Below are 26999 nucleotides of genomic sequence, written 5' to 3' on the forward strand. Positions count from 1 at the left end.
GCGACAATCCCACGATCAAGCGCATCCTCGGCGTGACGCCGGGCATGGGCAAGGCGCTGGGGGTCGACGAGAAGTGGGTCTACAACATCATCAAGCAGGTCGGTAATTACGGCGAGAGCTACGACCGCAATGTCGGCATGGGCTCGCCGCTCAAGATCGCCCGCGGCCAGAATGAACTGTGGACCAAGGGCGGTCTCCAGTACGCACCGCCGATCCGCTGATCGATGAGTAGCTGAAGCAAGCCCCAGCGCCATACCATACGGAGAAGCCGATGCGCTGGGTGGCTTTGGTGATTGCAGGCGTGGCGCTGGCTTTAGCGCCACGCGCCGAGGCTGGACCGACGCTCGATGCCGTCAAGGCACGCGGGCAGCTTGTCTGCGGCGTTGCAGCCGACGTCCTGGGCTTCACCAGCGCTGACGGTCAGGGGAAGTGGAACGGGCTCGGCGTCGATATCTGCCGCGCCACCGCCGCCGCGATCTTCGGCGACGCCCAGAAGGTGAAATTCATCCCACTCGACGCCGCCAAGCGCTTTCCCGCCCTGCAAAGCGGCGAGGTCGACGTGCTGGCGTCCAATTCGACCTTCACCCTGACGCGCGACACTGCCCTGGGAGTCGATTTTGCCGGCATCTACTACTATGATGGCCAGGGCTTCCTAGTCGCCCGGAAGCTCGGCAAGCGGACCACGAAGGACCTGGCCGGCGTCTCGGTCTGCCTGCAGCCCGGCACCACGGCGGAAGCCAACATCGCCGACTACTTCCAGAAGAACAAGATGACCTTCAAGGTCATCCCCTTCGACAAGGTCGAGGACATGCGGAAAGCGTTCTTCGACGGCAAATGCGACGCGCTGACCGCCGATCTGTCGAACCTCTATGCCACCCGGATTGCTTACGCTCCCAATCCCAACGACTACCTCGTGTTGCCGCAGGCCATTTCCAAGGAGCCACTGGCGCTCGTCGTGCGCCACGGTGACCACCAGTTCGCCGACATCGTGCGCTGGTCTCTGTTCGCCATGATCGAGGCCGAGGAGTACGGCATCACCTCCGCAAACGTCGACCAGGCGATGACGATGGACCATCCGCTGCTCAAGCGGCTGCTCGGCGTGACGCCGGGCATGGGCAAGGCCCTCGGCGTCGACGACAAGTGGTTTTACAACATCATCAAGCAGGTCGGTAACTACGGCCAGGTCTACGAACGCAACGTTGGCCCCAACTCCCTGTTGAAGATTCCGCGCGGTCTCAATTCGCTGTGGACCCAGGGCGGCATGCTGTACGCCCCGCCCATCCGTTGACGCCAATCTTGGAGCAAGCCGCCTGCTCCGCAAGAACCGGGCCATGGTCGGCGACACCTTGTTCGGCGGCTGTACCCGTTTGGCAGGTTGCAAGCCCGGGATTCGCTCTTAAACTGGTGGCAATATCTGGACGATCCGCATGCGGATAAACCGCGGCAGGCAGGGGGACTAGCGTATGGCAGTCGAGGCACTTGGCTCCGCGCCTCGCGTGAGAGTGGCGCCCTGGAACGATCCGATCATCCGCGGCTGGGTTTTTCAGATCGTGGTTGTCGGTCTCGTTGCCGGCCTCGCCTGGTATCTCGTCAGCAACACCATCGACAATCTGAACCGGCAGAAGATCGCCAGCGGTTTCGACTATCTCGGACGCGAGGCCGGCTTCGAGATCGGCGATTCGATGATCGAATATTCTCCGGCGAGCACCTACGCCCGGGCGATCTGGGTCGGCATTCTCAACACGCTGCGCGTCGCCGTCCTCGGCATCATCCTCAGCACCATTCTGGGCACGCTGATCGGTATCGGCCGGCTCTCACCCAACTGGCTGCTCGGCAAGATCTGCGCCTGGTATGTCGAGGCGTTCCGTAACGTGCCGCTGCTGCTCTGGCTGTTCCTGTTCTACAAACTGATCAGCGAGGCGTTTCCTGGCCCACGCCAGGCCATCTCCGCGCTCTGGCAGTCGGTGTTCCTCAGCAACCGCGGCCTCTACTTCCCGGTGCCGATGGCGGACCCGATCCACAAATGGATGGGCGTTGCGCTGCTGGTGGGCATTGCCGGCGCCGTCATGCTGCACCGCTGGGCGAAGAGGCGCCAGGAAGCGACTGGGCAGCCCTTCCCGTCGATCTCGGCTGGCTTCGGCGTCGTGATCGGCCTGCCGTTGCTGGTCTGGCTGGCGGCCGGCGCGCCGAGCGCCATAAGCTGGCCTGAACTCAAGGGCTTCAATTTCGAAGGCGGCACGGTGATCCAGCCGGAGTTCACCGCACTGCTGGTCGGACTGGTGCTCTATACCTCGGCGTTCGTGGCCGAGATCGTGCGCTCGGGCATCCTGGCGCTGCACAAGGGCCAGAGCGAGGCGGCGGCGGCGCTCGGCCTGTCGCGCGCCCAGTCGATGCGGCTGGTGATGCTGCCACAGGCGCTGCGTGTGATCGTGCCGCCGATGACCAGCCAGTATCTCAACATCACCAAGAACAGCTCGCTCGCGATCGCCATCGGCTATCCCGACCTGGTGGCCTCGATCAACGTCACCATCAACCAGACCGGTCAGGCGATCGAGAACATCCTGCTCATCATGGCCGCCTACCTGTCGGTCAGCCTGTCGATCTCGGCGTTCATGAACTGGTACAACAAACGCATCGCCCTGACGGAGCGCTGAGCATGTCCGACGATGCCCTGCCGTCCGGCGAACGCCGGCAACTCGCCCCCCCCATCGACGACACCGGCGCGCTCGGCTGGATGCGCCGCAACCTGTTCAGCAGCTGGGCCAACGGCATCACCACCGTGGTGCTGGTTGTCGCCGCCGGCTGGATCCTGTCCGGGTTCCTCGAGTGGGCCCTCTTCACCGCGACCTTCACGGCTGCGACCGGCACCGAATGCCGCGGCGGTGGCGCCTGCTGGGCACTGATCCGGGAAAAGTGGCGCTACATCTTCTTCGGATCCTTCCCCTATGAGCAGCATTGGCGACCGTTCTTCGCGGTCATCGCCATGCTGGCGATGCTGGTCACGAGCGCCGACCGGCGGATGTGGAACTGGCGGCTGCTCGTCATCTGGGGCGTGGGATCGTTCATCACCTTCCTGCTGATGTTCGGCCAGATCCACATCCCGCTCAGCCTCTTCCTTACGATCGCCCTTGTGGTCGGCGGCTTCGGCATGAGCCTGCGCAAGGCCATTGCCGAAGCCGGCGAGATGAATGCCTATCGCGTGCTGGCCGCCATCGGCCTCGTTGGCCTGGTGCTGCGCATCGCCGGCGTCCTGCCGGCCTGGAGCCTTGCCATCGCGCCGCTCAGCTACGTCGAGACCAGCCTGTGGGGCGGCATTCCGGTCACCATTATCCTCGCCACCTACGGCCTCGCCTTCGCCTTCCCCTACGGCGTCCTGCTGGCGCTCGGCCGCCGCTCCAACCTGCCGCTGATCAAGGGCCTGTGCGTGGGCTTCATCGAACTGATCCGCGGCGTGCCGCTGATCAGCCTGCTGATCATGGCCTCGGTCATGCTGCCCCTGTTCCTGCCCTCCGGCACGACCATCGACAAGTTCCTGCGCGCCCAGGTGGCCGTCATCCTGTTTGCCGGCGCCTACATCGCCGAGGTCATCCGCGGCGGCCTGCAATCGCTGCCCAAGGGCCAGTTCGAGGCCGCCGACGCGATGGGCCTCAGCTATCCGCAGAAGACGCTGCTGATCATCCTGCCGCAGGCGCTGCGGGTCGTGATCCCGCCGCTGATCAACACCTTCATCGGTTTCTTCAAGGACACTTCGCTGGTGCTGATCATCGGCATCTTCGACTTCCTCAACACCGCCAACCAGGCGCTCGTCGACCCCAACTGGGCGGGCTTCCCCGCCGAGGTCTACCTGTTCGCCGCCTTCGTCTACTTCATCTTCTGTTACTCGATGTCGCGGTACAGCAAGTATCTCGAGGTCGAGCTCAACAAGGGGACGCGCCGCTAGGCGCCGTCAGGGAGCACACAACCATGGCCGCAAAAGCCGCCCGCGATCTCTCCAACGTCGCCTCGGTGATCGAGCTGAAGAGCGTCAACAAGTGGTTCGGACAGTTCCATGTCCTGTCCGACATCAACCTCGACGTGAAGGAAGGCGAGAAGATCGTGATCTGCGGGCCGTCGGGCTCCGGCAAGTCGACGCTGATCCGCTGCATCAACCGTCTCGAGGAGCATCAGGCCGGCGATATCATCGTCGACGGCGTGACGCTCAGCAACGACGTCAAGAACATCGAGGCGATCCGCCGCGAAGTCGGCATGGTGTTCCAGTCCTTCAACCTGTTCCCGCACCTCACCATCCTGGACAACCTGACTCTGGCGCCGATCTGGGTGAAGAAGATGCCCAAGAAGGAGGCCGAGGAAGTCGCCATGAGCCTGCTCAACCGGGTGCGCATTCCCGAGCAGGCGCTGAAGTATCCCGGCCAGCTTTCGGGCGGCCAGCAGCAGCGCGTGGCGATCGCCCGCGCCCTGTGCATGCGCCCCAAGATCATGCTGTTCGACGAGCCGACGTCCGCCCTCGACCCGGAAATGGTCAAGGAAGTGCTCGACGTCATGGTCGAGCTGGCCGGCGAAGGCATGACGATGATGGTGGTGACGCACGAAATGGGCTTTGCCCGCGCCGTCGCCGACCGCGTGATCTTCATGGATCGCGGCGAGATCGTCGAACAGAACGAGCCGGAAGCGTTCTTCGCCAACCCGCAGAACGAGCGCACCAAGCTCTTCCTCGGCCAGATCCTGCATCACTGAGGGCGGCAGAACGCCCGACATGAAGATTCTCGTCACCGGCGGCGCGGGATTCATCGGCTCGGCCGTCGTCCGCCACATCGTCCGCGACACCGACTGGTCGGTGGCCAACGTCGACAAGCTGACCTACGCCGGCAATCTCGAGTCGCTTGCCGAGGCGCGCACCAGCAATCGGCACCGCCATTTCAAGGTCGATATCTGCGACCGTGCCGCCCTCGATGCGGTCTTCCAGGAGGTGCGGCCAGATGCCGTGCTGCATCTCGCGGCGGAAAGCCACGTCGATCGCTCGATCGACGGCGCCGCCCCTTTCATCGAGACCAACATCGCCGGCACCTACGCGCTCCTGGAAGCGACGCTGGCGCACTGGCGCACGCTCGACGAGGCGGCACGCATGCGCTTCCGCTTCCAGCACATCTCGACCGACGAGGTGTTCGGCTCGCTGGGCGCCACCGGCCGCTTCACCGAGACCACGCCCTATCAGCCCAACTCGCCCTACTCGGCCAGCAAGGCCGCCTCCGATCACCTGGTACGCGCCTGGCACCACACCTACGGCCTGCCGACGCTCGCCACCAACTGCTCGAACAACTACGGGCCCTATCATTTTCCCGAGAAGCTGATCCCTCTCGTCATCCTGCGCGCGCTGGGCGGCGAGAGCCTGCCGGTCTACGGCAAGGGCGAGAACGTCCGCGACTGGCTGCATGTCGAGGACCACGCCGAGGCGCTGACCCTGGTGCTGCGCAAGGGCCGACCGGGCGAGACCTACAACGTCGGCGGCGACAGCGAGCGGCGGAACATCGATGTCGTGCGCGCCATCTGCACCCTGCTCGACGAAATGCTGCCCGGAAGCCCCAACCGGCCGCACGAAAAGCTGATCAAGTTCGTCACCGACCGGCCCGGCCACGACGCGCGCTATGCGATCGACGCCACCAAGATCAAGGCCGAACTCGGCTGGCAACCGCGCCACAGCTTCGACAGCGGTCTCCGCGACACCGTGCGCTGGTTCCTCGACAACCGGCCCTGGTGGGAGCGCGTCATGAGCGGCGCCTATCGCGGCGAACGGCTGGGCCTTTCTGGCTAGACTGGCGCGCCGCCATCCAATCGGACTGTGGCCAAAAGGTGGAACCCGCCTGTCGGCAGGCAACCGGACCGCGGGCAGCTGAGTTCACTCCTTCGACAGGAAAGGAGGCCCACCCATGAGACCTGTCACTGGTATCTTGGCGGTTTCGGCATTTGCCGCGGTCGCCGCAGGATGCGCGTCGGACCCCTATTACGCGCGCGGCAACGCCTATCAAGCGCCGAGCTACGCCTACTCGCCTGGATACAGCTACTACCCGCCCGGCTATTACCGGACGACGGCATACGACTACGCCTATCCTGCACAGCCAGCGTCCTCGGCGAGAAGCTACGACGGTTACTGGGACTATCAGCGCAACTATCGCGGCATCCACGCCAGCCCAGAATTCAGCCGGATGTAGCGTAACGCTAGCTTAGTGCCGCGCGGACTGTGGCGGCGACCTCGTCCACCGCTTCCGCCTTCATATGAGGTCCCATCGGCAGGCTGAGCACTGTCTCGGCCAGCGTCTCGGCCAGCGGATAGCTGCCCTTGCCCCGCTTCAGATCGGCGTAGGCCTCCTGCAGGTGCGGCGGGATCGGATAGTGGATCAGCGAGCCGATGCCCGCTTTGTCGAGCGCCTCCACGAGTTCGGCGCGGCGGTCCTTGCCGTCGAGGACGCGCACAACATAGAGGTGCCAGACCGGCTCGGCCCATTGCGGCGCCCGCGGCAGGCCGAGCCCCGGAATGCCCGCGAGCTTGTCGGTGTAACGGGCCGCGATGGCGCGGCGGCGCTCGTTCCAGGCGTCGAGCCTGGGCAGCTTGGCGCGCAGGAAGGCGGCCTGCAACTCGTCGAGCCGCGAATTGTAGCCGCGCTCCAGGTTCACATACTTCACCCGGCTGCCGTAGTTGCGCAAGGTCCGCAGCCGCTCGGCCAGCCTGGCATCGTCGGTGGTGACCGCGCCGCCGTCGCCATAGGCGCCGATGTTCTTGGTCGGGAAGAAACTATGGGCGCCGGCATGGCCGATGGCGCCGGCGCGCCGGCCGCGGACCTTCGAGCCCTGCGCCTGCGCCACGTCCTCGATCACCTTGATCCCGTGGCGGTCGGCCAGCGCCATGATGGCATCCATGTCGGCCGGCTCGCCGTAGAGATGGACCGGCATGATTGCCTTGGTGCGCGGCGTGATCGCGGCGGCGATGCGGTCAGGATCTATGTTTGGGCCGGCCGGCGTCGGCTCGACTGGTACGACCGTGGCGCCGACCGCCGTCACGGCGAGCCAGGTCGCGATGTAGGTGTTGGACGGAACGATCACCTCGTCGCCCGGGCCGAGATCCCAGGCGCGCAGCACCAACTCCAGCGCCTCCAACCCGTTGGCGAGCCCGACGCAGTGCCTGGTGCCGCAGAACGCCGCGTACTCCGCCTCGAAGGCCTCGACCTCCTTGCCGAGCACGTACCAGCCGGACTCCATCACGCGGGCATAGGCGGCATCGAGCTCGGGCTTCAGCTCGGCGTAGACCGACTTCATGTCGAGAAAAGGAATCATGTCGTCCTCGATGCCGCTTCGCGCTTGAAGGTCTCGTAGTCGCGCAGGTACTCGGCTTCGTCGTAGAGCGTCGAGGCGATGACCAGCACCACGGTCTGCGGCGCAAAATCCGTGAGTTCGTGCCAGACGAAGGGCCCGATGTGCAGCGCCTTGGCGGGATCGTCCAGCGCCACCGTCTCCTTCACCCGGCCGTCGTCCAGATGAACCTTGCAGGCGCCGTTCAGGATCAGGGTGACGAGGTGCGACTCGCGATGACCGTGGCGGCCGCGCCACTGGCCGGGCGCGATGTGATGCAGCCAGAACAGGCGCCGCGGCGCAAAGCCAAGCTTGTGATCGAACGCCAGGAAATTCACCTGACCGCGTTCGTCGGCAGCGCCGGGGATCGAGATCCAGCGGCAGCCGCGGGTCGTGAGAGTGGGATCGGTCATTGTCGGGAAGTCTATCTCAGCGGTGTGTCGTCTGCAGCTTTCGCCATTGCATGTAGACCACGCCGCTCAACGCCACGAGGCCGCCCACGATCTGATAGGCATTGGGCATAAAGCCATAGGCCATTGACCACAATATGGCGAAGAACGGCACGAGATTGACCCAGAGCGAGGCCACCGCGACCCCGAGGCGGCTTGCGCCTACGTTCCAGAAGTAGCCGCCCAAGGCGCTCGCAAACACCGCGACGGCCAGCAGCTGCGTCCACACCCAGGGATCGGTCACGGTGAACGGCGACCGTGTCCAACCCAGCGCGATCAGCACCGGGCTGAGCAGCACCGTCCAGCCCATGGCCGACAGCGAGGCCACGTAAGTGCGGTGGAGCTGGCTCGCCCGGCCGAACCACGCCTGCGCCTTGAGACTGTAGAGCGTCCACAGCGCGTTGGAGGCCAGCACGATGAACTCGCCGCCACCCAGGGTGACGGAGCCGGCGCCCAACAGGCTTCCCGAGACCAGGATCGCGCCGCCCAGCAGGGTCAGGCCCAGCGCCGTGGCGAATCCGGGATCGAAGCGGGCGCCGGTCACCACGCGCACCGTCGCGGCGGCGACCAGCGGGCCCGCGACCTGAACCGCCGCCGCCGAGATCGGATTGCTGAACTGGATGCCCAGCGTATAGAGCATGAAGAACCCGGCCATCATCAGGCCGAGCAGGACGAAGCGGCGGATGCCGACATCGATCCTGAGACCGCGGACACCCTCGACCATCGCCACCAGCAACGCCAGGATGAGGGCGCCCGAGGCCGTGCGGATCGCCGACATCGGGATCAGGTCGAAATGCTCCAGCATCACCTTCGACACCGGCACGTTGGCACCCCAGCTCGCGCCCACGAACACCATGGCCGCGAAGGCACCCAGCAGATGTCGATGCTCGCGGGCGATCATCCCGTCCTCCGGGCGGCCCGGGCCATCCGCATCTGGCGGATCTGAAGTTGCGCGATGCCGCCCATCACCACGGCGCCGCCCGCGAGCTGCAGCCAACTCGGCTCGAAGCCCATCAAGGCGGCGAGACCGATGGCGAAGACCGGTGCCGAATTGGAAAACAACGAGGCCACCGGCACGCCGACCAGCGACACGCCGGTGTTCCACAACAGCACCGCCACGGCGACGCCCAGCACCCCGATCCAGACGATCATGCCGCCTTCGAGCAGGGTGGGCGCCCGTGTCGGCAGGTCGAGGCCGAGGCTCGCCCAGACGACGAGGCAGACCACCGCGAGCAGGACGCTCGCCACGCTGGACGTCAGCGCCGAGAGCGCCATCTGGCCGCGATCGGCCAGCCATTGCTGGGCCCGGATCGAGTACCAGCTCCAGCAGAGCTGGGCGATCACCAGCAGGATCTCGCCGCCCTCCACGCCGAGGCCGCCCGCGGTTCGTCCGGGCGTGCCCAGCACGACGAGGATGCCGCCGCAAACCACCAGCACGAGGGTGACGTAGAAGCCCGGTGGCGGCACCGCCCGCAGCAGCAGGCGCGACAGGATGGTGGCCCAGATCGGCCCGCACATCAGGACGATGGCCGCCGTGGCGGGATGGGCGTTGGCGACACCAAAAGTATAGAGCACCGAAAAGGCCGTCATCGCCGCGCCGAGGCGAAGCAGCCGGCCCGGCTGCAACGGTCGCGGAGTCGCTGCCGGCGGCGTGCTCAACAGGACGGCGAGCCACAGCACCGGCAGGCCCAGCACATAGCGCGACCAGGACAGCAGCCACTTGTCGTAGTGTTCCGCCAATGCCGCCAGCACCGGGATCATCGATCCCCAGATCAGCGCCGCCAGAAGCAGCACCAGGGTCGCGCGCCTGAGCGCACGGGTGGACGGGTCGGCCACGCGGATCGCCGGCTCAGCCGGCGGCGCGGCGGCGCACCGCTTCGTAGCCGACGCGGCAATCCTTGTAGACGTCGGGCTTCTCGGTCGAGACACGCGCCTCGATCACGCCCGGCTGTGCCAGGCAAAGGTCGAGGATCGCCTCGACCAGCGTTTCCTGCAGATTGAAGTGGCGGCTCTTCGCCAGCGCCACGACCCCGTCATGCACGACATCGTAGTTGAGCACGTTGGCGATCCTGTCGCCGTGCGCCGCCTCGGCGGCACCCAGCAGGAGATCGACGTTCACGACGACGGTCTGCGGCCCATCCTTCTCGAAATCGTGGATGCCGATCGAGACCTGCAGTCGAAAGTCGCGGATGAAGATGCGGCGTTCCATTTCGGGGGCCATCTCGGGGGTCATGTCACTTTTTCTTCTTGTCGAAGGCGATGTCGCGCGGCCGCCCGGTCAGGTGCTCGCCGCTGTCGACGATCAGCGTATCGCCGGTGTAGCTGGGCGTCGCCACGATGAAGCGGAGCGCGCGGACCAGATCGTCGGTGGTGACGCCGACGCCCAGCGGATTGGAGGCATGCTGGGCTTCGAAGCGGGCGTCGGTCTGGCTGCCGCTGCGCAGGGTGAGGCCGGGGGCAATGCCCGCCACCCTGAGGCGCGGCGCGAACGACTGGGCGAGAAGCGTGGTGAGACCGTGCAGGCCGATCTTGGAGAGGGTGTAGCTCAGGAAATCCGGATTGAGATTGAACAGCTTCTGGTCGAGCACGTTCACGATCAATCCGGTCTCCCTGTCCGGGAGCTGCCGCGCCAGCGCCTGTGACAGCAGCAGCGGCGCGCGAAGGTTGACCGCCATGTGCAGGTCGAAATCGGCGGCCTTGGCGGTGGGCGCGCGGTCGAGCTTGAACAGCGAAGCGTTGTTCACCAGGCAGGTGAGCCGGACGCCACGCGCCCGGCATTTGCCAATCAGCGCCTCGGCCTGACGGGCCGACGACAGGTCGGCGCGCACGGCCTTGGCGCGGCCACCGGCGGCCGAAATGGCCGCTACCGTCGCGCGGGCGCCTGCAGCCGAGCGATTGTAGTGCGCGAAGACGAAGAAGCCGTCGGCCGCCAGCGCTTCCGCCAGCGCGCGGCCGATCCGCAATCCCGCCCCGGTGACCAACGCGCCCTTCATGCTGCGAAACCTGCCTCTTCGTGACTAAAAGAACGGCGGGTTCTAGCATGGGCGCATGAGTTCGTCCCCGTTCGAAACCCCACCCGAATCCGTAGACTGCGTTGTGATCGGTGCAGGCGTCGTGGGCCTTGCCGTCGCCCGAGCCCTTGCCCTTGCCGGCCGTGAGGTCATCGTGGTGGAGGCCGCCGAAGGCATCGGCACCGAGACCAGTTCACGCAATTCCGAGGTCATCCACGCTGGCATCTATTATCCCAAGGGCAGCCTGATGGCGCGGACCTGCGTAGAAGGCCGACACCTGCTCTATGCCTATTGCGCCGAACATGGCGTGCCGCACCTGAACTGCGGCAAGCTGATCGTCGCCACCAACGAGGCCGAAAGCGAAAAGCTCACGGAGATCAAGGGCCGCGCCGAAGCCAACGGCGTCGAGGGCATGCGGTTGCTGGGAGCGGCCGAAGCGATGGCCATGGAGCCCAACCTCCACTGCACGGCCGCCCTCCTCTCGCCCCGCACCGGCATCGTCGACAGCCACTCCTACATGCTCGCGCTGCAAGGCGATGCCGAAGGCCGCGGTGCGATGTTCGCCTTTCACAGTCCCGTGAAGCGGGGTCGCGTCGTCGAAGGTGGCGTCGAAATCGAGGTTGGCGGCGCCGAGCCGATGAAGCTCCGTTGCCGTCTGGTCGTGAACTCGGCTGGCCTGCATGCGCCGGGGCTCGCACAAAAAATTGCCGGCCTGCCATCCGATCGGATTCCCCCTGCGTATTACGCCAAAGGAAACTATTTCACCTTGGCTGGACGCTCCCCCTTTTCGCGCCTGATCTACCCCGTCCCCGTGCCGGGCGGCCTTGGCGTGCACATCACCGTCGATCTCGGCGGCCAGGCCAAGTTCGGCCCCGACGTCGAATGGATTCCGAACATCGACTACACCGTCGATCCGCATCGCGCCGACAAATTCTATGCCGCCGTCCGCCGCTACTGGCCCGACCTGAAGGATGGCGCGTTGCAGCCGGGCTACGCCGGCATCCGGCCCAAGATCGTGCCGCAGGGCGCGCCAGCCCAGGATTTCACCATCCAGGGACCGGCCGACCATGGCGTGACGGGCCTCATCAACCTTTTCGGCATCGAGTCGCCCGGCCTCACTGCCTCCCTCGCCCTGGCCGAACGGGTGCGCGACATCGCCGCTGCATGATCTTGGCGCGGCGCGGCATCATCGGGGGCCTGCTGGGGACGCTGGCCGGCTGCTCGCCGGCGGCGCTGCTCAACACGACCGTCCCGCGCAAGGGCTATACGCTCGAGGCCGATATTCCCTATGGCCCCGATTCCCGCCAGAAACTCGACCTCTATCGGCCTGAGACCCCACACGCCGACGGTAAGGCCGTGATCTTCTTCTACGGCGGCTCGTGGGATTCGGGCACCAAGTCCGACTACCTGTTCGTTGCCCAGGCGCTCGCCGCCAACGGGTTGACGGTGGTGATCCCCGACTACCGGATCTATCCCGAGGTCCGCTTCCCCGCTTTCATCGAGGATGCTGCCGTCGCCACGCGCTGGACCACCGAACGCGTGGGCACTGAAAAGCTCTTCGTGATGGGCCACTCGGCCGGCGCCCACAGCGCCCTGATGCTGGCCGCCAATACGGGCTACCTGACCGATGCCGGCGTCGACCGGATGAAGCTCGCCGGCGCCATCGGCCTGGCCGGGCCCTACGATTTCCTGCCGCTCACGTCGCGCCGCCTGCAGGACATCTTCGGCGGCGCCAATAATCCCGCGGCGCAGCCGATCACCTTTGCCCAGGCGCCGTTGCCGCCCGTGCTGCTGCTCCACGGCGAGGCCGACCGCACCGTCTATCCGCGCAACACCGTCCGGTTGGCGGCGGCCTGGAAGGCGGCCGGCGGCAGCGCCGAGGTGAAGCTCTATCCCGAGGTCGATCACATCGACATCGTGGCGGCCATGTCGTCCTTCCTGCGCGCCCGCGCGCCCACGCTCGCCGACACCATGGTCTTCATCGAGAGCCGCTGATCCGCGCTGCGGAAGGAAATTCCGGCACTGGCCCCTGCCGCCTCGGTTCGCTAATGCTGGACGGCAAATCCAGGCGGGGGAAATCGGCAGATGATCAAGACGCGCTTCACCGAGATGTTCGGCATCAAGCACCCGATCGTGCAGGGCGGCATGCAATGGGTCGGCCGCGCCGAACTTGCCTCAGCGGTTTCGAATGCCGGAGCGCTCGGCATTCTCACCGGCCTCACCCAGCCCACGCCCGACGACCTGCGCAAGGAGATCAAGCGCTGCCGCGAGATGACGGACAAGCCGTTCGGCGTGAACCTCACCATCCTGCCGACGCTGGTGCCGCGGCCCTACGGCGAATATATCGACGCCATCATCGATTCGGGCATCAAGATCGTCGAGACGGCGGGCAACAACCCCAAGCCCTTCCTGCCCAAGCTCAAGGCGGCCGGCATCAAGGTCATCCACAAATGCACCTCGGTGCGCCATGGCGTATCGGCCGAGAAGGTCGGCGTCGATGCGATCTCGATGGACGGCTTCGAGTGCGCCGGCCATCCGGGCGAGGACGACGTGCCGAACCTGGTGTTGCTGCCGGCGGCGGCCGACGTCATCAAGATCCCGATGCTGGCCTCGGGCGGCTTCGGTGATGCGCGCGGCCTGGTGGCGGCGCTGGCGCTGGGCTGCGACGGCATCAACATGGGCACGCGCTTCATGGCGACCAAGGAGGCGCCGATCCACGACAACGTGAAGAAGGCACTGGTCGAGAGCGACGAGCGCTCCACCGCGCTGATCTTCCGGACCTTGCGCAACACCAGCCGCGTCTACGGCAACTCCGTTGCCAAGAAGGCGATCGAGATGGAGCACGAGGGCAAGACCATCAACGAGATCGGCCCGATCGTGGCCGGCGCCAAGGGCCGCGTGGTCTACGAAACCGGCGACATGGAGCACGGCGTCTGGTCGGCCGGCACGGTGATGGGAATCATCAACGATGTTCCGTCCTGCAAGGAACTGGTCGAACGGATCGTGGCCGAAGCCGAAGAGATGATCCGCGGCCGGCTGGCCAAGGCGATCGCAGCCTAGGCGGCCGGAGCCCTCCGCCGTTTCCACCAGCGCCACAGAAGGCCGCCGAACGGCGGCAGGAGACAAAGTCCGGCGGTGAGGATCGCCATCGCCGCCGCGAGGCAGTCCCAGCCACGGCGCGCGCCCACAACGCATTCCCAATCGGCGGCCATGAAACCGAGCGCCGCCAGCATCACCGGATTGGCGAACACAGCGACCGGCCACAGCTTCCAGGCCACGGCCTCGACGCCGGGCCGCCACTGGCAGACGACGCAGCTGACGAGGGCGCCGGCAAACAAGGCCACCGCTCCTATGAAGGCCGCCTGCGGATTGATGAACGCTCCCGCGACGGCGCCCGTCATGACGGCGCCGATCAGGTGGCCCATGACGAAGGGATGAATGCGCAGCATGGCCTCATGTCGCGATCAGCCTGGCGACCGCTTCCGGATGAGTATCCAGCATACCGTGATTGGCGCCGGCCAGTCCCTCCATCCGTGCATTGGGCAGCAGCGTCAGCAGGGCGCGGGCGATCGAGCGCACGACCTCGTGGCTGGTCTCGCCGTCGACGATCGTGACCGGATGGTGCAATGCGGCCAGATCCGCCGCCGTGCTGGTACCGAGGAAACTGCTGCGTACGTCGATCGCATTCCGCCCCGCCGAGGCGCTGAGATAGCCGCGCACCGGATCGGGCATGCGAGCGAAGGCGCCTTCGCCGAACCAGTAGTCGATCATCAGCCGCACGACCTCGGGCTCGCCCGCCGCGGCGCGCCGCGCGTAATCCTCGAAATGGACAACAGCCGGCTCGAGTGCGGCATTGTCGCCGGTGAGCTGCAGCGCCCGGAAATAGACCGGCTCGAACAGCACGATCCGTTCGACAGCCTCTGGCCGCGCCTGCAGCGCCGCCTGCAACGAGATGTTGCCGCCGTAGGAATGGCCGACCAGGCGCACCGGCGCGCCCAACTGCTCAACCAGGCGCGCAACGGCAGCACCCATGGCGGTCATCCGGCCGGCCGGCTCGTCGACTTCCAGGCGATCCGACCCGCCGTAGCCCGGCAGATCCGGACAGATCGTGCGAAAGCGTTCCCTGAGATGCGGCACGACACGGCCCCAGGAACGGCCCTCGCCGGGCGAGCCATGGACCAGGACCAGCGGCGGACCGCTGCCCTCCTCGCGGTAGGCGAGCTTGCGGCCGTCGGGCAGGTCGAGCGTGGGCATCAGTGTTTTCCATTCATGGTGAGACCTGTCTGGTTGCCGCGCACCGGCAGCCTCCGTCGATGATCAGTCCGCCTATTTTCTTGATCATCCTACCGGAAATGACTCCCGGGGTATTTCCATGTACATACATGCACTGTATAGAGATGCGCAATGTCGAGGAAGGTACAATCCCCCAAGACGCTGCGTGCCGACGCGCGCGCGGCCCTGGAAGCCTGCGCCGGCTGGAACGCCCGGCTGGCGGCGCGGCGCATCACCCAGTTCCTCGAGCAACGCATGGCGGGCTCCGGGCTCTCCTTCGCCCAGTTCGGGCTGATCGCCGAGATCGCCTCGGCGGCCGACGACACCATCACGGCACTGGCGGTGCGCATGGGGCTCGATCAATCGACCCTGTCACGTACCTTGCGCACGCTCGAGGCCGATGGTCTGGTCGAGATCGCCATCGTCGAAAGCGATCAGCGCAAGCGCATGGTCTGGCTCACGGAAAAGGGCGCGCGCCGGCTCGAAGCGTCCCTCGCCTCGTGGCGGCGGGCCCACGCTGAACTGGACAAATGTCTCTCGACCGATCTCGTGCGGCGACTGGCCTTGGAGTCCGAAAAGCTATGACGACGAACGCCGCCCTGCTCGACAGCCGCACCGCCTGGATCACCGCGACCGCGGCGCTGGCCATCCTGACACTCTGCTACGGTGCACCGCTGGTCTCCGTCGTCGCCATGAAGCCGATCGCGGCCGAGCTCGGGACGTCGCGCTCCGGTCCGGCTGGCGCCGGCTCGATCGTCTATATCGGCGCGGCGTTCGGGGGCATCGTCGCGGGCTGGCTGGCAGGCAAGCTCGGCGTGCGCCGGGTGGTGATATTCGGCGGCACGATGGTGGCCGCAGGCCTCGCGCTCTCGGCGTCGGGCGGTATGCTGGAGCTTTACGCCGGTCACGGCGTGCTGATGGGCCTGTTCGGCACGGCGTGCATGTTCTCGCCACTCATCACCTATGTCAGCCGCTGGTTCGAGCGCCGCCGCGGCGCCGCGGTGGCGCTGATCTCCTCAGGCCAAGCCGTCGCCGGCGCGATCTGGCCGCCGCTGCTGCAATTCGGCGTCGATGCCGTCGGCTGGCGCTGGACGATGGTTCTGTTCGCCGGTCTGGTCGTCGTCGCGGTAGCGGCGCTCACCGTCGTCTTCCTCCATCCGCCGCCCGAGGAGTCGGCGGCGGCGGTGGCTGCGGCCGACCGGCCGCAAACGAGCGGCGATGTGCTCGGCATGTCCCGCAACACGCTCATGATCCTGCTCATGGCCGCGGTGTTCTGCTGCTGCGTGCCCATGGCGGTGCCGATGCACCATGTGCCGGCCTTCTGCAACGACCTCGGCATGACGCCGCAATATGGCGCCGCCATGCTGTCGGTGCTGCTGGGCAGCGCCTTCGTGGCACGGCAGTTCTGGGGCTGGGTCGCCGATCGCATCGGCGGCCTGCAGACCCTGCTGTGGGCCTCGCTCGTGCAGGCAACGGCGCTGACGGGCTTCCTGTTGACCAAGGATCAGGCCGCTCTGTTCGCGATTTCAGCGGCCTTCGGCGTCGGGCTGTCGGGGTTGCTGCCGGCCTACGTGATCGCGGTTCGCGAATATTATCCGGTCGAGGAGGCCAACTGGCGCATCCCCACGGTGCTGTTCGCGGGCCTCCTGGGCATGGCGACGGGCGGCTGGGGCGCGGGCTTTCTCTATGACGCGTTCGGCGACTACCTCTCGGCCTTCGCCGTCGGCATGGCGTTCAACCTCGTCAATCTCGCAGTTCTCCTATTCCTCGTTGCACGGAAACAGCGGCCCACCCGTCAACTCGCCCCCGTATAATGCGGCATGACAAACAGCAGCGGTGAGCTGGACGGCCGCGCCGCTTGGACCGTGGCCGTGGCGGCGGTCGCCATCCTGACCATCGCCTACGGCGCACCGCTGATCGCCGTGCTGGCCATGAAGCCGATCGCGGCCGAGCTGCAGACGCAGCGCTCCGGGGCGGCGGCCGTCGGCGCCTTCGTCTATGTCGGCGCCTCCATCGGCGGCATCCTTGCCGGTTGGCTGGCGGGACGCCTCGGGGTCCGCCGCGTCGTGATGTTCGGCGCGGTCATGATGGCCACCGGCCTCGTCCTCTCCGGATCAGGCGGCCTGCTCGAGCTCTATGCCGGCCACGGCGTCCTGATGGGGCTGTTCGGCAGCGCCTGCATGTTCTCGCCCCTCCTCACCTACGTCAGCCGCTGGTTCGAACGCCGGCGCGGCTCCGCCGTAGCGCTGATCTCGTCGGGCCAGGCGGTCGCCGGCGCGATCTGGCCGCCGTTCCTGCAACTCGGCATCGACGAGATCGGCTGGCGCCGCACCATGATGCTGTTCGGGTTGTTCCTGGTCCTGGCGGTGATTGCGCTGGCGCTCGCCTTCCTGCGTCCACCGCCCGACGTGCCGGCGCCCGCCGTCGCCGCGACACGCGGCGTGCATGCCCCGGCGAGCGTCGTCGGCCTGTCGCCCAACCTGGCGATGGCGCTCCTGATGCTGGCGATCTTCTGCTGCTGCGTGCCCATGGCGATGCCGATGCAGCATGTCGTCGCCTATTGCGGCGACCTCGGGTTCGCCTCGCAGTACGGCGCGGCAATGCTGTCGGTGCTGCTGGGCAGCGCGTTTCTGGCGCGGCAGTTCTGGGGCTGGCTCTGCGATCGCATTGGCGGCCTGCAAACTCTGGTGTTGAGCTCGATGGCGCAGATCACGGCGTTGACCGGCTTTCTGCTGACTCAGGATGGCCTTGTCCTGTTCTTCGTCTCCGCGGCCTTTGGCTTCGGACTGGCAGGACTGGTGCCGGCCTATGTGATCGTCGTCCGCGAATACTATCCCCTCGCGGAGGCCAATTGGCGCATTCCGACGGTGCTCTTCGGCGGCACGATGGGCATGGCGGTCGGCGGTTGGGGCGCCGGCCTGCTGTTCGACCGGTTCAGCAGCTACCTGCCGGCGTTCGGCACCGGTGTGGCCTTCAACATGCTGAACTTCATCATCCTGATGTTTCTCTTCACGCGCTCGCGTGGGCTTCACACCAGGTTGATGCGGCAGCCGCAGACCTCGACCTGAGACGGCCCCCGCTTCTTGCCGCGCTTCTCCGCCGCGGCGAGGATCTTGTCCTTGTTGACCGCTTTGACGTCGTAGGCCGACACGCCCTGGCCGCGGCCGTCGCGATCGGCCACGAAGCGGATCTCCGAACCATCGAGCTTGATGCGGTTGCCTCCACCCGAAGTGTCGAGCGGCCGGCCGAGGATCTTCGCCCAGCTCGCGGCGGCGGCCGCGGAATCGGGATGCTGGATCTCGACGCCCGCCAGGCCGTTGGTCACGTCCGAGCGCGCATGCTTCAGCCAGCCCTTCTCGGCCGGCGGCCACCACAGCGCCGGATCGACACCCTTGGGCGCGAAGGTCGTGTCGAGCGACAGCAGCACCCCCGCCGTGTCGGAGGGATGGAAGTGCGTGTACTGGTATTCGGGCAAGTCCTTCTGCGCCACCGCGCGAATGCCGAGGTCGGTCACGCGCTTGCGCTCAGCCGCAGCGTCGGCAACCTGGAGGATGACCATGTAGCCGCCGTCGCCCTTGCGCCGCTCGATGTAGCGGCCGGCCGACGTGCCCTGCTGGAACGGCGTCACGATTTCGAGGAAGTCATGGCCGGTCGGGCAGACGACATTGACCAGGCCCCATTTGGCGACGCCGGGATCGCGGTACGCGACGTCGATGCCCAGGATATCGCACAGTTCCTCGCGCGAGCTTTCGAGATCGCCGCAGACGAAAACGCATTGCCTGAGCTTCATCGGACCCCTCCCTTTCGTCTTCTTCGTCGCCTATGGTAGCGCCATGCGGACCGTGTGGACCATGGGCTTCGTGGCGGCGGCCGCGCTTTCGTTTTGCTTCCCGGATTTCATCGTCTTCCGATTCACCCAGGCCGTGATCTGGGCGATCGCGCTGGTGGGCCTGGTCATCCTGTGCGGCACGAGCGGTCAATTCTCCTTCGCCCAGGCCGGCTTCTTCGGCATCGGCGGCTACACCGCCGCGATCCTGGGCGCCCATACGCCGCTCTCGCTCTACTGGGCGCTCGTGCTGGCCCCGCTCGTGGGCTATGCCGCTGGCTACGGCCTCGGCCGGGTCGCCGGCGGTCACAGCCTGTGGACCCAGGCCCTGGTGAGCTACGCCTTCGCCATCGCCTTTCCGCAACTCCTGCGCTGGCGTGTGATCGAACAGTGGACCGGTGGCGTGCAGGGCCTCTACCTCGATTTCCCGACGCCGCCCGGCGGCCTCCTGAGCAATGATCGCTGGGGCTTCCTGATGGCGCTGGCGCTGCTCGCGGCGGGGCTGTGGTTCGCCGCCAACCTCATCCAGAGCCGCTCCGGCCGGGCGATGATGGCGGCGCGCGATCACGATCTTGCGGCGGCGGCGCAGGGCATCCGTGTCGTGCAGGTGCGAGCTGCGGCCTCGGGCGTGGCCGGCGCCTACATAGCCCTGGCCGGATGTCTGTCGGCCTTCCAGTTCGGCTTCGTCGGCCCCACCGGCTACAACTTCGCGCTCTCGGTCCAGATGCTGTTCGGCTTGGTGATCGGCGGCATGAATTCGCTCACCGGCGCGATCCTGGGCGGCCTGTTCCTGCAGTTCTTCCCCGACGTCGTGGCCGGCTTCGGCAAGGGCCTGTCGGCGCTGCTCTATGCCGTACTGCTGATCGCCGCCATAGTGGCGATGCCCAACGGCGTGGCCGGCGCGCTCGGCCGGCTCGCCGCCCGGCTGCGCCGTCAGTGACCTCTGAAGACCGGCGCGCGCTTCTCGACGAAGGCACGAGCCGCTTCCTTGTGATCCTCGGTCTCGCCGGTGCGGATCATGCGCGCAGCCTCGCTGTCGAGCGCCTCGGAGAGCGTGCCCTCCTCCGCCACCTTCATGTTCTTCTTCACATGCCACCAAGCGACGCGCGGGCCAGCCGCCAACTTCTTGGCGAAGGTCATGGTCTCGCTTTCGAGATTGGCGTCGTCGACGACGCGGTTGGCAAGGCCGAGCTTCTCGATCTGCTCGGCGTTCAGGATCTCGGCCGTGAAGTAGAGCTCGCGTGCCTTCGACGTGCCGACCAGCTTGTGCAGGAAATAATGCGAGCCGAAATCACCGGAGAAGCCCACCTTGGCGAAGGCCGTCGTCATGCGCGCGCTCTTGCCGACGAAGCGCATGTCGGCGGCCAGCGCCAGCGACAGGCCGGCGCCCGCGGCCACGCCGTTCACCATCGCAATGGTCGGCTTGCCCATCTCGTGCAGCAGTTCGGAGACACGCATGCGGTTGCGGATGTCGTGAACCTTGTCCTCGTAGGTCTTGTCCTGGTCGCGACCCGCCGCCATCGACTTCACGTCGCCGCCGGCACAGAACGCCTTGTCGCCGGCGCCGCGCACCACGACGCAGCCGATATCGCGATTACCCGCCGCTTCCTCGAGCGCATCGTTGAGGCCGCTCATCATGTCGCGGTTGAGCGCATTCATCGCGTCGGGACGGTTGAGCACGATCTTCATCACGCCGTCTTCGACAGTCTTGAGCACAAACGACATAGGCTTCCTCCGGGATTGCAGTCCGTCACAGTTGCGGCGATGGTTTCGTAAACCAAGCATTCGCGCAACGACATTCCGCCTCGCATTGCGGAACCACCGGGAGGCCCGTCGACGCCATGGAATACGAGACCCTGCTGACCGAACTGACCGAGGGCGTCATGACCGTGACGCTCAACCGCCCCGACAAGCTCAACGCCTTCAACACGGTGATGAGCCGGGAACTGATCGACTTCTTCCAGCGCGTCAATGCCATGGACGAGGTTCGCGCCATTGTCGTCACCGGCGCCGGCCGCGCCTTCTGCGCTGGCGCCGACATCTCCGGCGGCAGCGGTGCCTTCCAGGTCTGGAACGACGGAACCGCGCCGCAGAAGCGCGAGGCGAGCGACTCGATCACGCTCGCCATTTTCAATTGCCTGAAGCCGATCGTGGCCGCAATCAACGGCGCCGCCGTGGGCGTCGGCATCACCATGTGCCTGCCGATGGACATCCGGATGATCTCCAGCGCCGGCCGCGTCGGCTTCGTCTTCAACAAGCGCGGCATGGCGATGGAGGCCGGCTCCTGCTGGTTCCTGCCGCGGCTGGTTGGCATGCAGCAGGCCCAGGAATGGGTGATGACGGCCGAGCTGTTCGGCGCCGACGAGTCGCTAAAGGGCGGCCTCGTGCGCTCCGTCCACGCCCCCGAGGAACTCCTGCCGACCGCCCAGGCGCTGGCGAAAAAGTTCGCCTCCAGTACCTCCTCCGCCGTCGCCGCCGCCGTCAACCGCCGGCTGATGTGGAGTATGTGGGGCGCTCAGGATCCGCTCGATGCCGTCACGCTCGACCTGCAGTGCGTCGGCTATCTCGCGGCCGGCGCCGACGCCCAGGAGGGCATAAAATCCTTCTTCGAGAAGCGGGCGCCGAGTTTCCCCCTGAAACCCAGCAAGGACATGCCGCCCTTCGGACCTTGGATGAAATAGCTTCTTGGAAGGCGGGCTCACCGGGCGTCTAATGTCGGCCTCGTCGGAGGTCGACCATGCCGCCTGACTCTGCATCCGCTGCGAGTACGCGTTCCGACCCAATGTACGCCGCGCTCGAGGAGCGCATCCTGGCACGCGACCAGCAGGGCGCGAGCGAGGTCTACTACCGGCTGGTGAAGGCCGGCCGGCCATTGCCCGAGATGCTGCGCGAGGCCGTGCGCATCCACGCCCCCTACACCCACGTGCCCTATCACGAACGCATCGACGACGGCTTCGTGAACTTCGTGAACAACGACCATTGCCTCCTGAGCGCGCGGGCTACGCTGCATCTCTCGCGCATGCTGCCGGGTGCTGCGTCAGGCCTGCCGATGGCCCAGACCATCTGGTACATCCCGACCGGCCTCGACATCTGGAACCAGAAGATCGCCAAGGCGCCCGGCCACTATACGCGCGGCTTCCAGATGGCCGATGGGCCGCCGCCGGCGCCGGTGGTGCACTGGCCCGACCAGCCGCCACTAAAACTCGACGGCCCTTTGAATGACCGCCTCGGCCAGTGGATGACGCTGGTCCATCGCGGCCAGGTGGTCGACGCCTACCGTGCCTTCCTCGGCCTCATGGCCAATTCCTCGGAGCGGCGCGCAGCGCTGGCCGAGCTTGTCTTTGCCGGCCTGATCGACGTGCAGGACCGCTCCTTCCAGAACCGCTCCTACACCACCGGCCACAAATCGTTCCGCGCCCGTGCCACGGTCGAGCTGGGCAACGCCATCGGCTGGGATCTTGCGCACGACGTGCTCTATGCCGGCGCGCTCGACATCGCCGTCGGCCCGCGCTGGTACTCGCTCTACGAAGTGGCGTGCAACGCCATCACCGTCTATCTCGAGGGCCACGAACTGCACGCCGTGCCCTACAGCGGCACGACCGAGCAGGAGCGCGCCATCCTCGCCGGCAACAGGATCCCGCTCACACAGGCCGAGGCCGACGCCTTCGTCGAGGTCGTGCTGCGCCAACACGAACCCGCCTACATCGAACACCTGACCGAGCTGCTGAAGGCTGGCAAGGACCCGCGCTCGATCCTGGACGCCATCCAGCTCGGCGCCGCGCAGGTCGTGATGGAGACCCACGCCGACATCAACTTCTCGCTGCCCCAGCACTGCTACGAGTACTGCAACACGCTGGGCTGGTTCTGGGACAATTTCGAGCATCCTCAGCGACTGAAACTGCTCTATCTCGCGGCGGCCTACCTCAACCAGAACGCCTGGCACCAGAAGCTGAGCGGCGATCTTCTGCCGCCCAGGATCGAGATGCCGTCGGGCAGCGCGGGTCTCGACGCCGGCCAAATGGCCGCGCGAGTCGATGCCGCGACCATCGCCCTCGACGCCCCCAAGGCACTGGGATGGACAAAAGCCTATCTCACGAGTGGCCACGACACCGCGCCGCTGGTGCGTGCCCTTGCCATGGCGGCGAGCCGGCTGGGCAATGATCCGCACAATCAGGAAATCGCGCAATGCATGCTGGAGGATTTCGGCAAGAACCGCTTGCCCGACCGCGGCCGGCTGTTGCTCGCCGCCGCTCAGCACACGGCACGGCACCGCAAGTACGGCGATCCGCTGGACTGCAGCCGCCGCTTCGGCAAAGCGCTGGGCGTTGCGGCGCTTGCCTAGAGCCTGAGCACGTACATGGAGAACGTCTCGGCCGGCGCGCTGCGGGATTCGTAGAGATACTTGGCCGGAACATTGCCCGGCTCCGTACCCACCCAGGCTTCCTGGCAGCCCAGCTCCTTGCCGAATGCCAGCATGGCGTCGAGCAGGCGCCGTGCGATGCCCTGGCGCTGAAGCGCCGGCGCCACCGCCACTTCGTCGATGTAGAGCTCGGTCGGCCGGCCATCGGGATGCCGGTGCACGACCGCCGCGACTTGGCCCACGATCTCGCCATTGGCGAGCGCCACCATGAGGTGATGTCCCGGCGAGGCGAGATAGTGGGTGAGCTGACGACGCTCGACCGGATGGTCGAACACATCGGGGGCGACCCGATCGAACAGGCCCTCGTCCCCAGGCCCGACATAGCGGATTTCGACGGTCATCGGCTTTCTATAGCCCACTAGCGCAGCGCCGCCACCAGGGCGTGCGCGATGGCCGCCGGCGACTTGCCGCCCGGCCGGTACCAGGTCGGCGTCCAGTTGAGGGCGCCGAGCAGCTGCAGGCGCCACAAGGTGCGGTCGGTGGCGGCGGGAAGTGGCAGCGCCGCCACCAGCTCGGCGAACCGTTTCTCGTAGCCGTCACGCATCACGACCAGCCGGCGGCGCAGGCGCGCATCGAGGCGGCTGAGATCGGCCGTCATGACGGCGGCATGGGCCTTGTCGGAGAGCAGCGAGTCGAGGTGGGCGACGCAGGCTGCTTCCAGTCGGCTCCACGGCGTGCGCACCCGGGCGACCGCGGCATCGACTGCCGCCCCGATCTCGGCCACGCCCGATTGGTAGACCGCGGCGATCAACTCGTTCTTTGACGGGAAGTGATAATACATCGAACCGGCGAGCATCCCCGCCTCGCCCGCTATGTCGCGCATCGATGTGGCCTCAAAGCCGCCCCTGGCAAAGCGGCGTGCCGATATGGCCAGGAGTCTTTCGCGGGACATGGCGCATTGTAACAACCAAACACTTGTTTGGTAAGTTGCCGGGCGCTAGCCTCGGCCATGGCCTATGTTTTCGACCTCGGCAATCCGGCGACCAACGCCAACCCCTTCCCTGAATTCGCCCGGCTGCGCGCAGAAGATCCGGTGCACTGGTCGCCGGCCATGAAGGCGTGGATCGTGACGCGCTATGCCGATGTGAAACAGGTGGCACTGAACAATCGGCAAATCTCCGCCGACCGGCTCACACCGTTCTTCAGGACCAACCCGGAGTATCAGAAGGGCTCGATCGAGAGCCTGGTGCGCTATCTCAACCACTGGATGGTGTTCCGCGATCCGCCGGATCACACCCGCCTGCGGCGCCTGTTCAACAAGGCCTTTACGCCGACCTCGGTCGAAAACCTGCGGCCCAACATCGAGGATATCGTTTCTCACCTGATCGACGGCATGCAAGCCAAGGCAAAACGCGGCGAGACGGTCGACTATATCGCCGATTTCGCCTACCCGCTGCCCGCCTCGGTGATCATGGACCTGCTGGGCGTGCCGCGCGCCGACCTCGAACGCGTCAAGGTGTGGTCCGACGACATCGCGCTCTTCATCGGCACCGCCCAGGTCGCCGGCAACAAGTACCTGCGCGCCGAATCCGGCGCCAAGGCGATGTCCGACTATTTCCGCGTCCTGGTCGAGGACCGCACCGCGCGGCCGCGCGACGACATGATCAGCCAGCTCGTGCTGGCACGCGATGACCGCGATGCGCTCAGCACCGACGAGATCATCGGCACCGCGATCCTGCTGCTGTTCGCCGGCCACGAGACCACCACCAACCTGATCGGCAACGGGTTCCTCTACTCGATGAAACACCGCGGCGAATGGGAGCGGCTGATCGCCGATCCATCGCTCGCCGCCACCGCGGTCGAGGAGTTCCTGCGCTACGACGGCCCGTCGGGCGCCTTCGCCCGCGTCGCCGCCGCCGACCTCGAAATGGGCGGCAAGACCATCCGCGAGGGCCAGCGGCTATTTGCCTTCATGAACTCGGCAAACCGCGATCCCGAGGCCTTCGACGACGCCGAGCGTTTCGACATCGGCCGGGTGCAGAACCCGCACCTCACCTTCGGCCACGGCATCCATTTCTGTCTCGGCGCGCCGCTGGCCCGGCTGGAAGCGCAGATCGCGGCGACCCGGCTCGCGGAACGGCTGCCTCACATCCACCTTTCCGGCGGCGATCCGGAATGGCACGATTCCCTAATATTGCGTGGCGTGAAGAGCCTGCCGGTGACGCTATGAAAGCCATGATCTGCCACCAGTGGGGCGGGCCTGAGGACTTGCGGCTGGAAACGACGGAGTCCGCGCCGCTCAAGCCCGGACAGGTCCGGATCAAAGTGCACGCGGCGGGCGTGAGCTTCGCCACCACCCTGGTGATCGCCGGGAAGTACCAGCGCCGCCCGCCCTTCCCCTTCGCGCCAGGCACTGAAGTGTCGGGAACGGTGACGGAGGTCGACCCGGCCTGCCGGCGCCTGAAAGTCGGCGATGAGGTGGTGGCCGTGCTCGACTGGGGCGGTCTCGCCGAGGAGGCGGTGGCGCACGAGGTCAACGTCTTCCTCAAGCCCAGGAACGTAGGCTTTGTCGAAGCGATCCAACTCGCCATTTCATATCCGACGTCGGCTGGCGCACTCACCTGGCCGATGGCGCTCGACGTCCAGAAGGGCCAGACGCTTCTGGTCCATGCCGCGGCGGGCGGCGTCGGCATGGCCGCGGTCGAGATCGGCAAGATCCTGGGCGCAACGGTGATCGCGACGGCAGGCGGCGCACGCAAGACCGCGTTCGCCAAGGCGCATGGGGCCGATCACGTGATCGACTACACCGCCACCGATTTCCGCGAAGAAGTGCTGAAGCTGACGAACGACCGCGGCGTCGACCGAGTCTATGATCCGGTCGGCGGCGACGTTTTCGCCCAGTCGCTGCGCTGCATGGCGGTCGAGAGCCGGATCTGTCCGATTGGCTTCGCCGGCGGCACGATTCCGTCGATCCCGGCCAACATCCTGCTGGTCAAGACCATCGCCGTGACCGGCTTCAACTATGGCTACTATGTCGGCTGGAGCCCGCACGACGCGCGCTTCGAGGAGGCCGGCCGCACCTTCGCCCTGATGGAACGCATCCGCGGCTGGTGCGAGGCGGGCCACTGCCGCCCGCACGTAGATCGAACCTTCCGCCTCGATCAGGCAGCCGACGCCATGCGCGCCCTGCTGGAGCGCAGCGTCACCGGCCGCGTGGCGATCGTGATGGAATGACCGTCACGCGACCGGTGTTTGCTACTTCTTGGTGAGCTTGCCTTCGAACAGGCAGTAGCCATCGAGCATGATCGTCGAGGCGCCCTCCTTAAGCGAGCCGACGACGTCCATCTTGTTGCCGCCGCCGACGATGGCCGTGGTCTTGAACTTCATGTCGGCGCCCATCGTCGCCTTGAAATTCCGCTCCGGGCGGCCTTCCTGCTGGAAGCGGCCCTGCACATCGGTGCCGACGACGGTAACGTCGATCACCATCTTGTAGGTCGGGCACTTGCCGCTTCCCGGCACATTCAGGCCGTAGCCTGTCCAGTTGTAGATGGCGGGCTCAGCCTGTGCCGCACCGGCAAACATCAGGACAGCCAAGGCACCCGCTGCAACGAACCTCTTCATCGAATGTCTCCCTGTCAGAAATCTCGTTACGTCCACAGACCGGCTCTCTTTGCCGACCGCGATCTTACAAAATCTGGGCCGCGAAATCGCCTTTTTCAGGGCACCCTTGGGGATTGTCG

At 66.4% G+C, this 26999-nt stretch carries 30 protein-coding genes and 1 pseudogene; 18 read left to right on the plus strand and 13 right to left on the minus strand.

From position 1 onward, the window contains the following. The 7 genes and pseudogenes from EPO55_RS12565 to EPO55_RS12595 all read left to right on the plus strand — a co-directional run. A pseudogene (locus tag EPO55_RS12565) lies at window positions 1-221 on the plus strand (amino acid ABC transporter substrate-binding protein); the annotation flags it as partial. Between the two features lie 50 nt (window positions 222-271). Then, window positions 272-1288 (plus strand): amino acid ABC transporter substrate-binding protein, encoded by a 1017-nt coding sequence (locus EPO55_RS12570; RefSeq protein ID WP_296337187.1) that lies wholly within the window; start codon window positions 272-274, stop codon window positions 1286-1288. Window positions 1289-1463: 175 nt separating this feature from the next. After that, a complete protein-coding gene (locus EPO55_RS12575) occupies window positions 1464-2654 on the plus strand; it encodes an amino acid ABC transporter permease (protein WP_296337188.1) in 1191 nt (396 codons plus the stop codon). 2 nt (window positions 2655-2656) lie between these two features. Then, window positions 2657-3940, plus strand: a complete 1284-nt coding sequence (locus EPO55_RS12580) for an amino acid ABC transporter permease (protein ID WP_296337189.1) — start codon at window positions 2657-2659, stop codon at window positions 3938-3940. 23 nt (window positions 3941-3963) lie between these two features. After that, window positions 3964-4734: an amino acid ABC transporter ATP-binding protein gene (locus EPO55_RS12585; protein WP_296337190.1), complete on the plus strand. Its 771-nt coding sequence runs from the start codon at window positions 3964-3966 to the stop codon at window positions 4732-4734. A gap of 19 nt (window positions 4735-4753) precedes the next feature. Continuing rightward, window positions 4754-5809: a dTDP-glucose 4,6-dehydratase gene (gene rfbB / locus EPO55_RS12590; RefSeq protein WP_296337192.1), complete on the plus strand. Its 1056-nt coding sequence runs from the start codon at window positions 4754-4756 to the stop codon at window positions 5807-5809. Between the two features lie 115 nt (window positions 5810-5924). After that, window positions 5925-6206: a hypothetical protein gene (locus EPO55_RS12595; RefSeq protein ID WP_296337193.1), complete on the plus strand. Its 282-nt coding sequence runs from the start codon at window positions 5925-5927 to the stop codon at window positions 6204-6206. A gap of 7 nt (window positions 6207-6213) precedes the next feature. On the opposite strand, the gene EPO55_RS12600 is transcribed toward EPO55_RS12595, so the two are convergent. From EPO55_RS12600 to EPO55_RS12625, 6 genes are read right to left on the minus strand one after another with little or no spacing between them, the layout of a single operon-like run. Beyond that, window positions 6214-7326, minus strand: a complete 1113-nt coding sequence (locus tag EPO55_RS12600) for a DegT/DnrJ/EryC1/StrS family aminotransferase (protein ID WP_296337194.1) — start codon at window positions 7324-7326, stop codon at window positions 6214-6216. After that, window positions 7323-7754 (minus strand): FdtA/QdtA family cupin domain-containing protein, encoded by a 432-nt coding sequence (locus tag EPO55_RS12605; protein WP_296337195.1) that lies wholly within the window; start codon window positions 7752-7754, stop codon window positions 7323-7325. Before EPO55_RS12605 ends, EPO55_RS12600 begins: the two co-directional genes overlap by 4 nt. A gap of 16 nt (window positions 7755-7770) precedes the next feature. Further along, window positions 7771-8691, minus strand: a complete 921-nt coding sequence (locus tag EPO55_RS12610) for a DMT family transporter (protein ID WP_296337197.1) — start codon at window positions 8689-8691, stop codon at window positions 7771-7773. Continuing rightward, window positions 8688-9626 (minus strand): DMT family transporter, encoded by a 939-nt coding sequence (locus EPO55_RS12615; protein ID WP_296337198.1) that lies wholly within the window; start codon window positions 9624-9626, stop codon window positions 8688-8690. Before EPO55_RS12615 ends, EPO55_RS12610 begins: the two co-directional genes overlap by 4 nt. Window positions 9627-9639: 13 nt before the next feature. Beyond that, window positions 9640-10023 (minus strand): dihydroneopterin aldolase, encoded by a 384-nt coding sequence (locus EPO55_RS12620; protein ID WP_296337199.1) that lies wholly within the window; start codon window positions 10021-10023, stop codon window positions 9640-9642. Between the two features lies 1 nt (window position 10024). After that, the gene (locus EPO55_RS12625) at window positions 10025-10783 is read right to left on the minus strand and encodes an SDR family oxidoreductase (protein ID WP_296337200.1); all 759 of its coding nucleotides are present in this window, start codon (window positions 10781-10783) and stop codon (window positions 10025-10027) included. Between the two features lie 55 nt (window positions 10784-10838). Here EPO55_RS12625 and EPO55_RS12630 point away from each other — a divergent pair, with 55 nt between their 5' ends. From EPO55_RS12630 to EPO55_RS12640, 3 genes are all read left to right on the plus strand, one after another. Then, on the plus strand, window positions 10839-11969 hold the full coding sequence (locus EPO55_RS12630; RefSeq protein ID WP_296337201.1) for an NAD(P)/FAD-dependent oxidoreductase: 1131 nt from the start codon (window positions 10839-10841) through the stop codon (window positions 11967-11969). After that, the gene (locus EPO55_RS12635) at window positions 11966-12796 is read left to right on the plus strand and encodes an alpha/beta hydrolase (protein WP_296337202.1); all 831 of its coding nucleotides are present in this window, start codon (window positions 11966-11968) and stop codon (window positions 12794-12796) included. Before EPO55_RS12630 ends, EPO55_RS12635 begins: the two co-directional genes overlap by 4 nt. A gap of 90 nt (window positions 12797-12886) precedes the next feature. After that, window positions 12887-13861, plus strand: coding sequence for a nitronate monooxygenase (locus EPO55_RS12640; RefSeq protein ID WP_296337203.1), 975 nt, complete (start codon window positions 12887-12889; stop codon window positions 13859-13861). On the opposite strand, the gene EPO55_RS12645 is transcribed toward EPO55_RS12640, so the two are convergent. Next, window positions 13858-14250, minus strand: coding sequence for a hypothetical protein (locus tag EPO55_RS12645; RefSeq protein ID WP_296337204.1), 393 nt, complete (start codon window positions 14248-14250; stop codon window positions 13858-13860). The two genes, EPO55_RS12640 and EPO55_RS12645, sit on opposite strands and share 4 nt — an antisense overlap. 4 nt (window positions 14251-14254) lie before the next feature. After that, entirely contained in the window at window positions 14255-15055 is an 801-nt protein-coding gene (locus EPO55_RS12650; RefSeq protein WP_296337205.1) for an alpha/beta hydrolase, read from the minus strand. A gap of 150 nt (window positions 15056-15205) precedes the next feature. Between EPO55_RS12650 and EPO55_RS12655 the strand changes: the two genes are divergently transcribed. Genes EPO55_RS12655 through EPO55_RS12665 form a run of 3 tightly spaced genes read left to right on the plus strand, consistent with a single transcriptional unit; the run spans window position 15206 to window position 18141 of the window. Continuing rightward, entirely contained in the window at window positions 15206-15658 is a 453-nt protein-coding gene (locus EPO55_RS12655; protein WP_296337206.1) for a MarR family transcriptional regulator, read from the plus strand. Then, window positions 15655-16887 (plus strand): MFS transporter, encoded by a 1233-nt coding sequence (locus tag EPO55_RS12660; protein WP_296337208.1) that lies wholly within the window; start codon window positions 15655-15657, stop codon window positions 16885-16887. Before EPO55_RS12655 ends, EPO55_RS12660 begins: the two co-directional genes overlap by 4 nt. Window positions 16888-16893: 6 nt before the next feature. Beyond that, complete coding sequence (locus EPO55_RS12665; RefSeq protein ID WP_296337210.1) at window positions 16894-18141, plus strand: MFS transporter; 1248 nt, start codon at window positions 16894-16896, stop codon at window positions 18139-18141. Here EPO55_RS12665 and EPO55_RS12670 read toward each other — a convergent pair. Beyond that, a complete protein-coding gene (locus tag EPO55_RS12670) occupies window positions 18102-18863 on the minus strand; it encodes a VOC family protein (protein WP_296337211.1) in 762 nt (253 codons plus the stop codon). The genes EPO55_RS12665 and EPO55_RS12670 overlap by 40 nt on opposite strands. Window positions 18864-18906: 43 nt before the next feature. Between EPO55_RS12670 and EPO55_RS12675 the strand changes: the two genes are divergently transcribed. Then, window positions 18907-19839, plus strand: coding sequence for a branched-chain amino acid ABC transporter permease (locus tag EPO55_RS12675; protein WP_296337212.1), 933 nt, complete (start codon window positions 18907-18909; stop codon window positions 19837-19839). Here the strand turns inward: EPO55_RS12675 and EPO55_RS12680 are convergent. Continuing rightward, window positions 19833-20624 (minus strand): enoyl-CoA hydratase, encoded by a 792-nt coding sequence (locus tag EPO55_RS12680; RefSeq protein ID WP_296337214.1) that lies wholly within the window; start codon window positions 20622-20624, stop codon window positions 19833-19835. The genes EPO55_RS12675 and EPO55_RS12680 overlap by 7 nt on opposite strands. 116 nt (window positions 20625-20740) lie before the next feature. Here EPO55_RS12680 and EPO55_RS12685 point away from each other — a divergent pair, with 116 nt between their 5' ends. Further along, window positions 20741-21580, plus strand: a complete 840-nt coding sequence (locus EPO55_RS12685; RefSeq protein WP_296337215.1) for an enoyl-CoA hydratase-related protein — start codon at window positions 20741-20743, stop codon at window positions 21578-21580. 101 nt (window positions 21581-21681) lie between these two features. Then, entirely contained in the window at window positions 21682-23241 is a 1560-nt protein-coding gene (locus tag EPO55_RS12690; protein ID WP_296337216.1) for a hypothetical protein, read from the plus strand. On the opposite strand, the gene EPO55_RS12695 is transcribed toward EPO55_RS12690, so the two are convergent. Together EPO55_RS12695 and EPO55_RS12700 are read right to left on the minus strand one after the other, a co-directional pair. Continuing rightward, window positions 23238-23660 (minus strand): GNAT family N-acetyltransferase, encoded by a 423-nt coding sequence (locus EPO55_RS12695; protein ID WP_296337217.1) that lies wholly within the window; start codon window positions 23658-23660, stop codon window positions 23238-23240. The genes EPO55_RS12690 and EPO55_RS12695 overlap by 4 nt on opposite strands. 17 nt (window positions 23661-23677) lie before the next feature. Continuing rightward, a complete protein-coding gene (locus EPO55_RS12700) occupies window positions 23678-24211 on the minus strand; it encodes a TetR/AcrR family transcriptional regulator (protein ID WP_296337218.1) in 534 nt (177 codons plus the stop codon). 57 nt (window positions 24212-24268) lie between these two features. Here EPO55_RS12700 and EPO55_RS12705 point away from each other — a divergent pair, with 57 nt between their 5' ends. Together EPO55_RS12705 and EPO55_RS12710 are read left to right on the plus strand one after the other, a co-directional pair. Beyond that, window positions 24269-25489 carry a cytochrome P450 gene (locus EPO55_RS12705; protein ID WP_296337220.1) on the plus strand — a complete coding sequence of 407 codons (1221 nt, stop codon included), beginning with the start codon at window positions 24269-24271 and terminating at the stop codon, window positions 25487-25489. Then, the gene (locus EPO55_RS12710; RefSeq protein WP_296337221.1) at window positions 25486-26493 is read left to right on the plus strand and encodes an NADPH:quinone oxidoreductase family protein; all 1008 of its coding nucleotides are present in this window, start codon (window positions 25486-25488) and stop codon (window positions 26491-26493) included. Before EPO55_RS12705 ends, EPO55_RS12710 begins: the two co-directional genes overlap by 4 nt. Window positions 26494-26514: 21 nt before the next feature. On the opposite strand, the gene EPO55_RS12715 is transcribed toward EPO55_RS12710, so the two are convergent. Next, a complete protein-coding gene (locus EPO55_RS12715) occupies window positions 26515-26880 on the minus strand; it encodes a hypothetical protein (protein ID WP_296337222.1) in 366 nt (121 codons plus the stop codon). Window positions 26881-26999 lie beyond the last annotated feature (119 nt).

This window comes from Reyranella sp., assembly GCF_004296935.1.
Lineage (GTDB): Bacteria > Pseudomonadota > Alphaproteobacteria > Reyranellales > Reyranellaceae > Reyranella.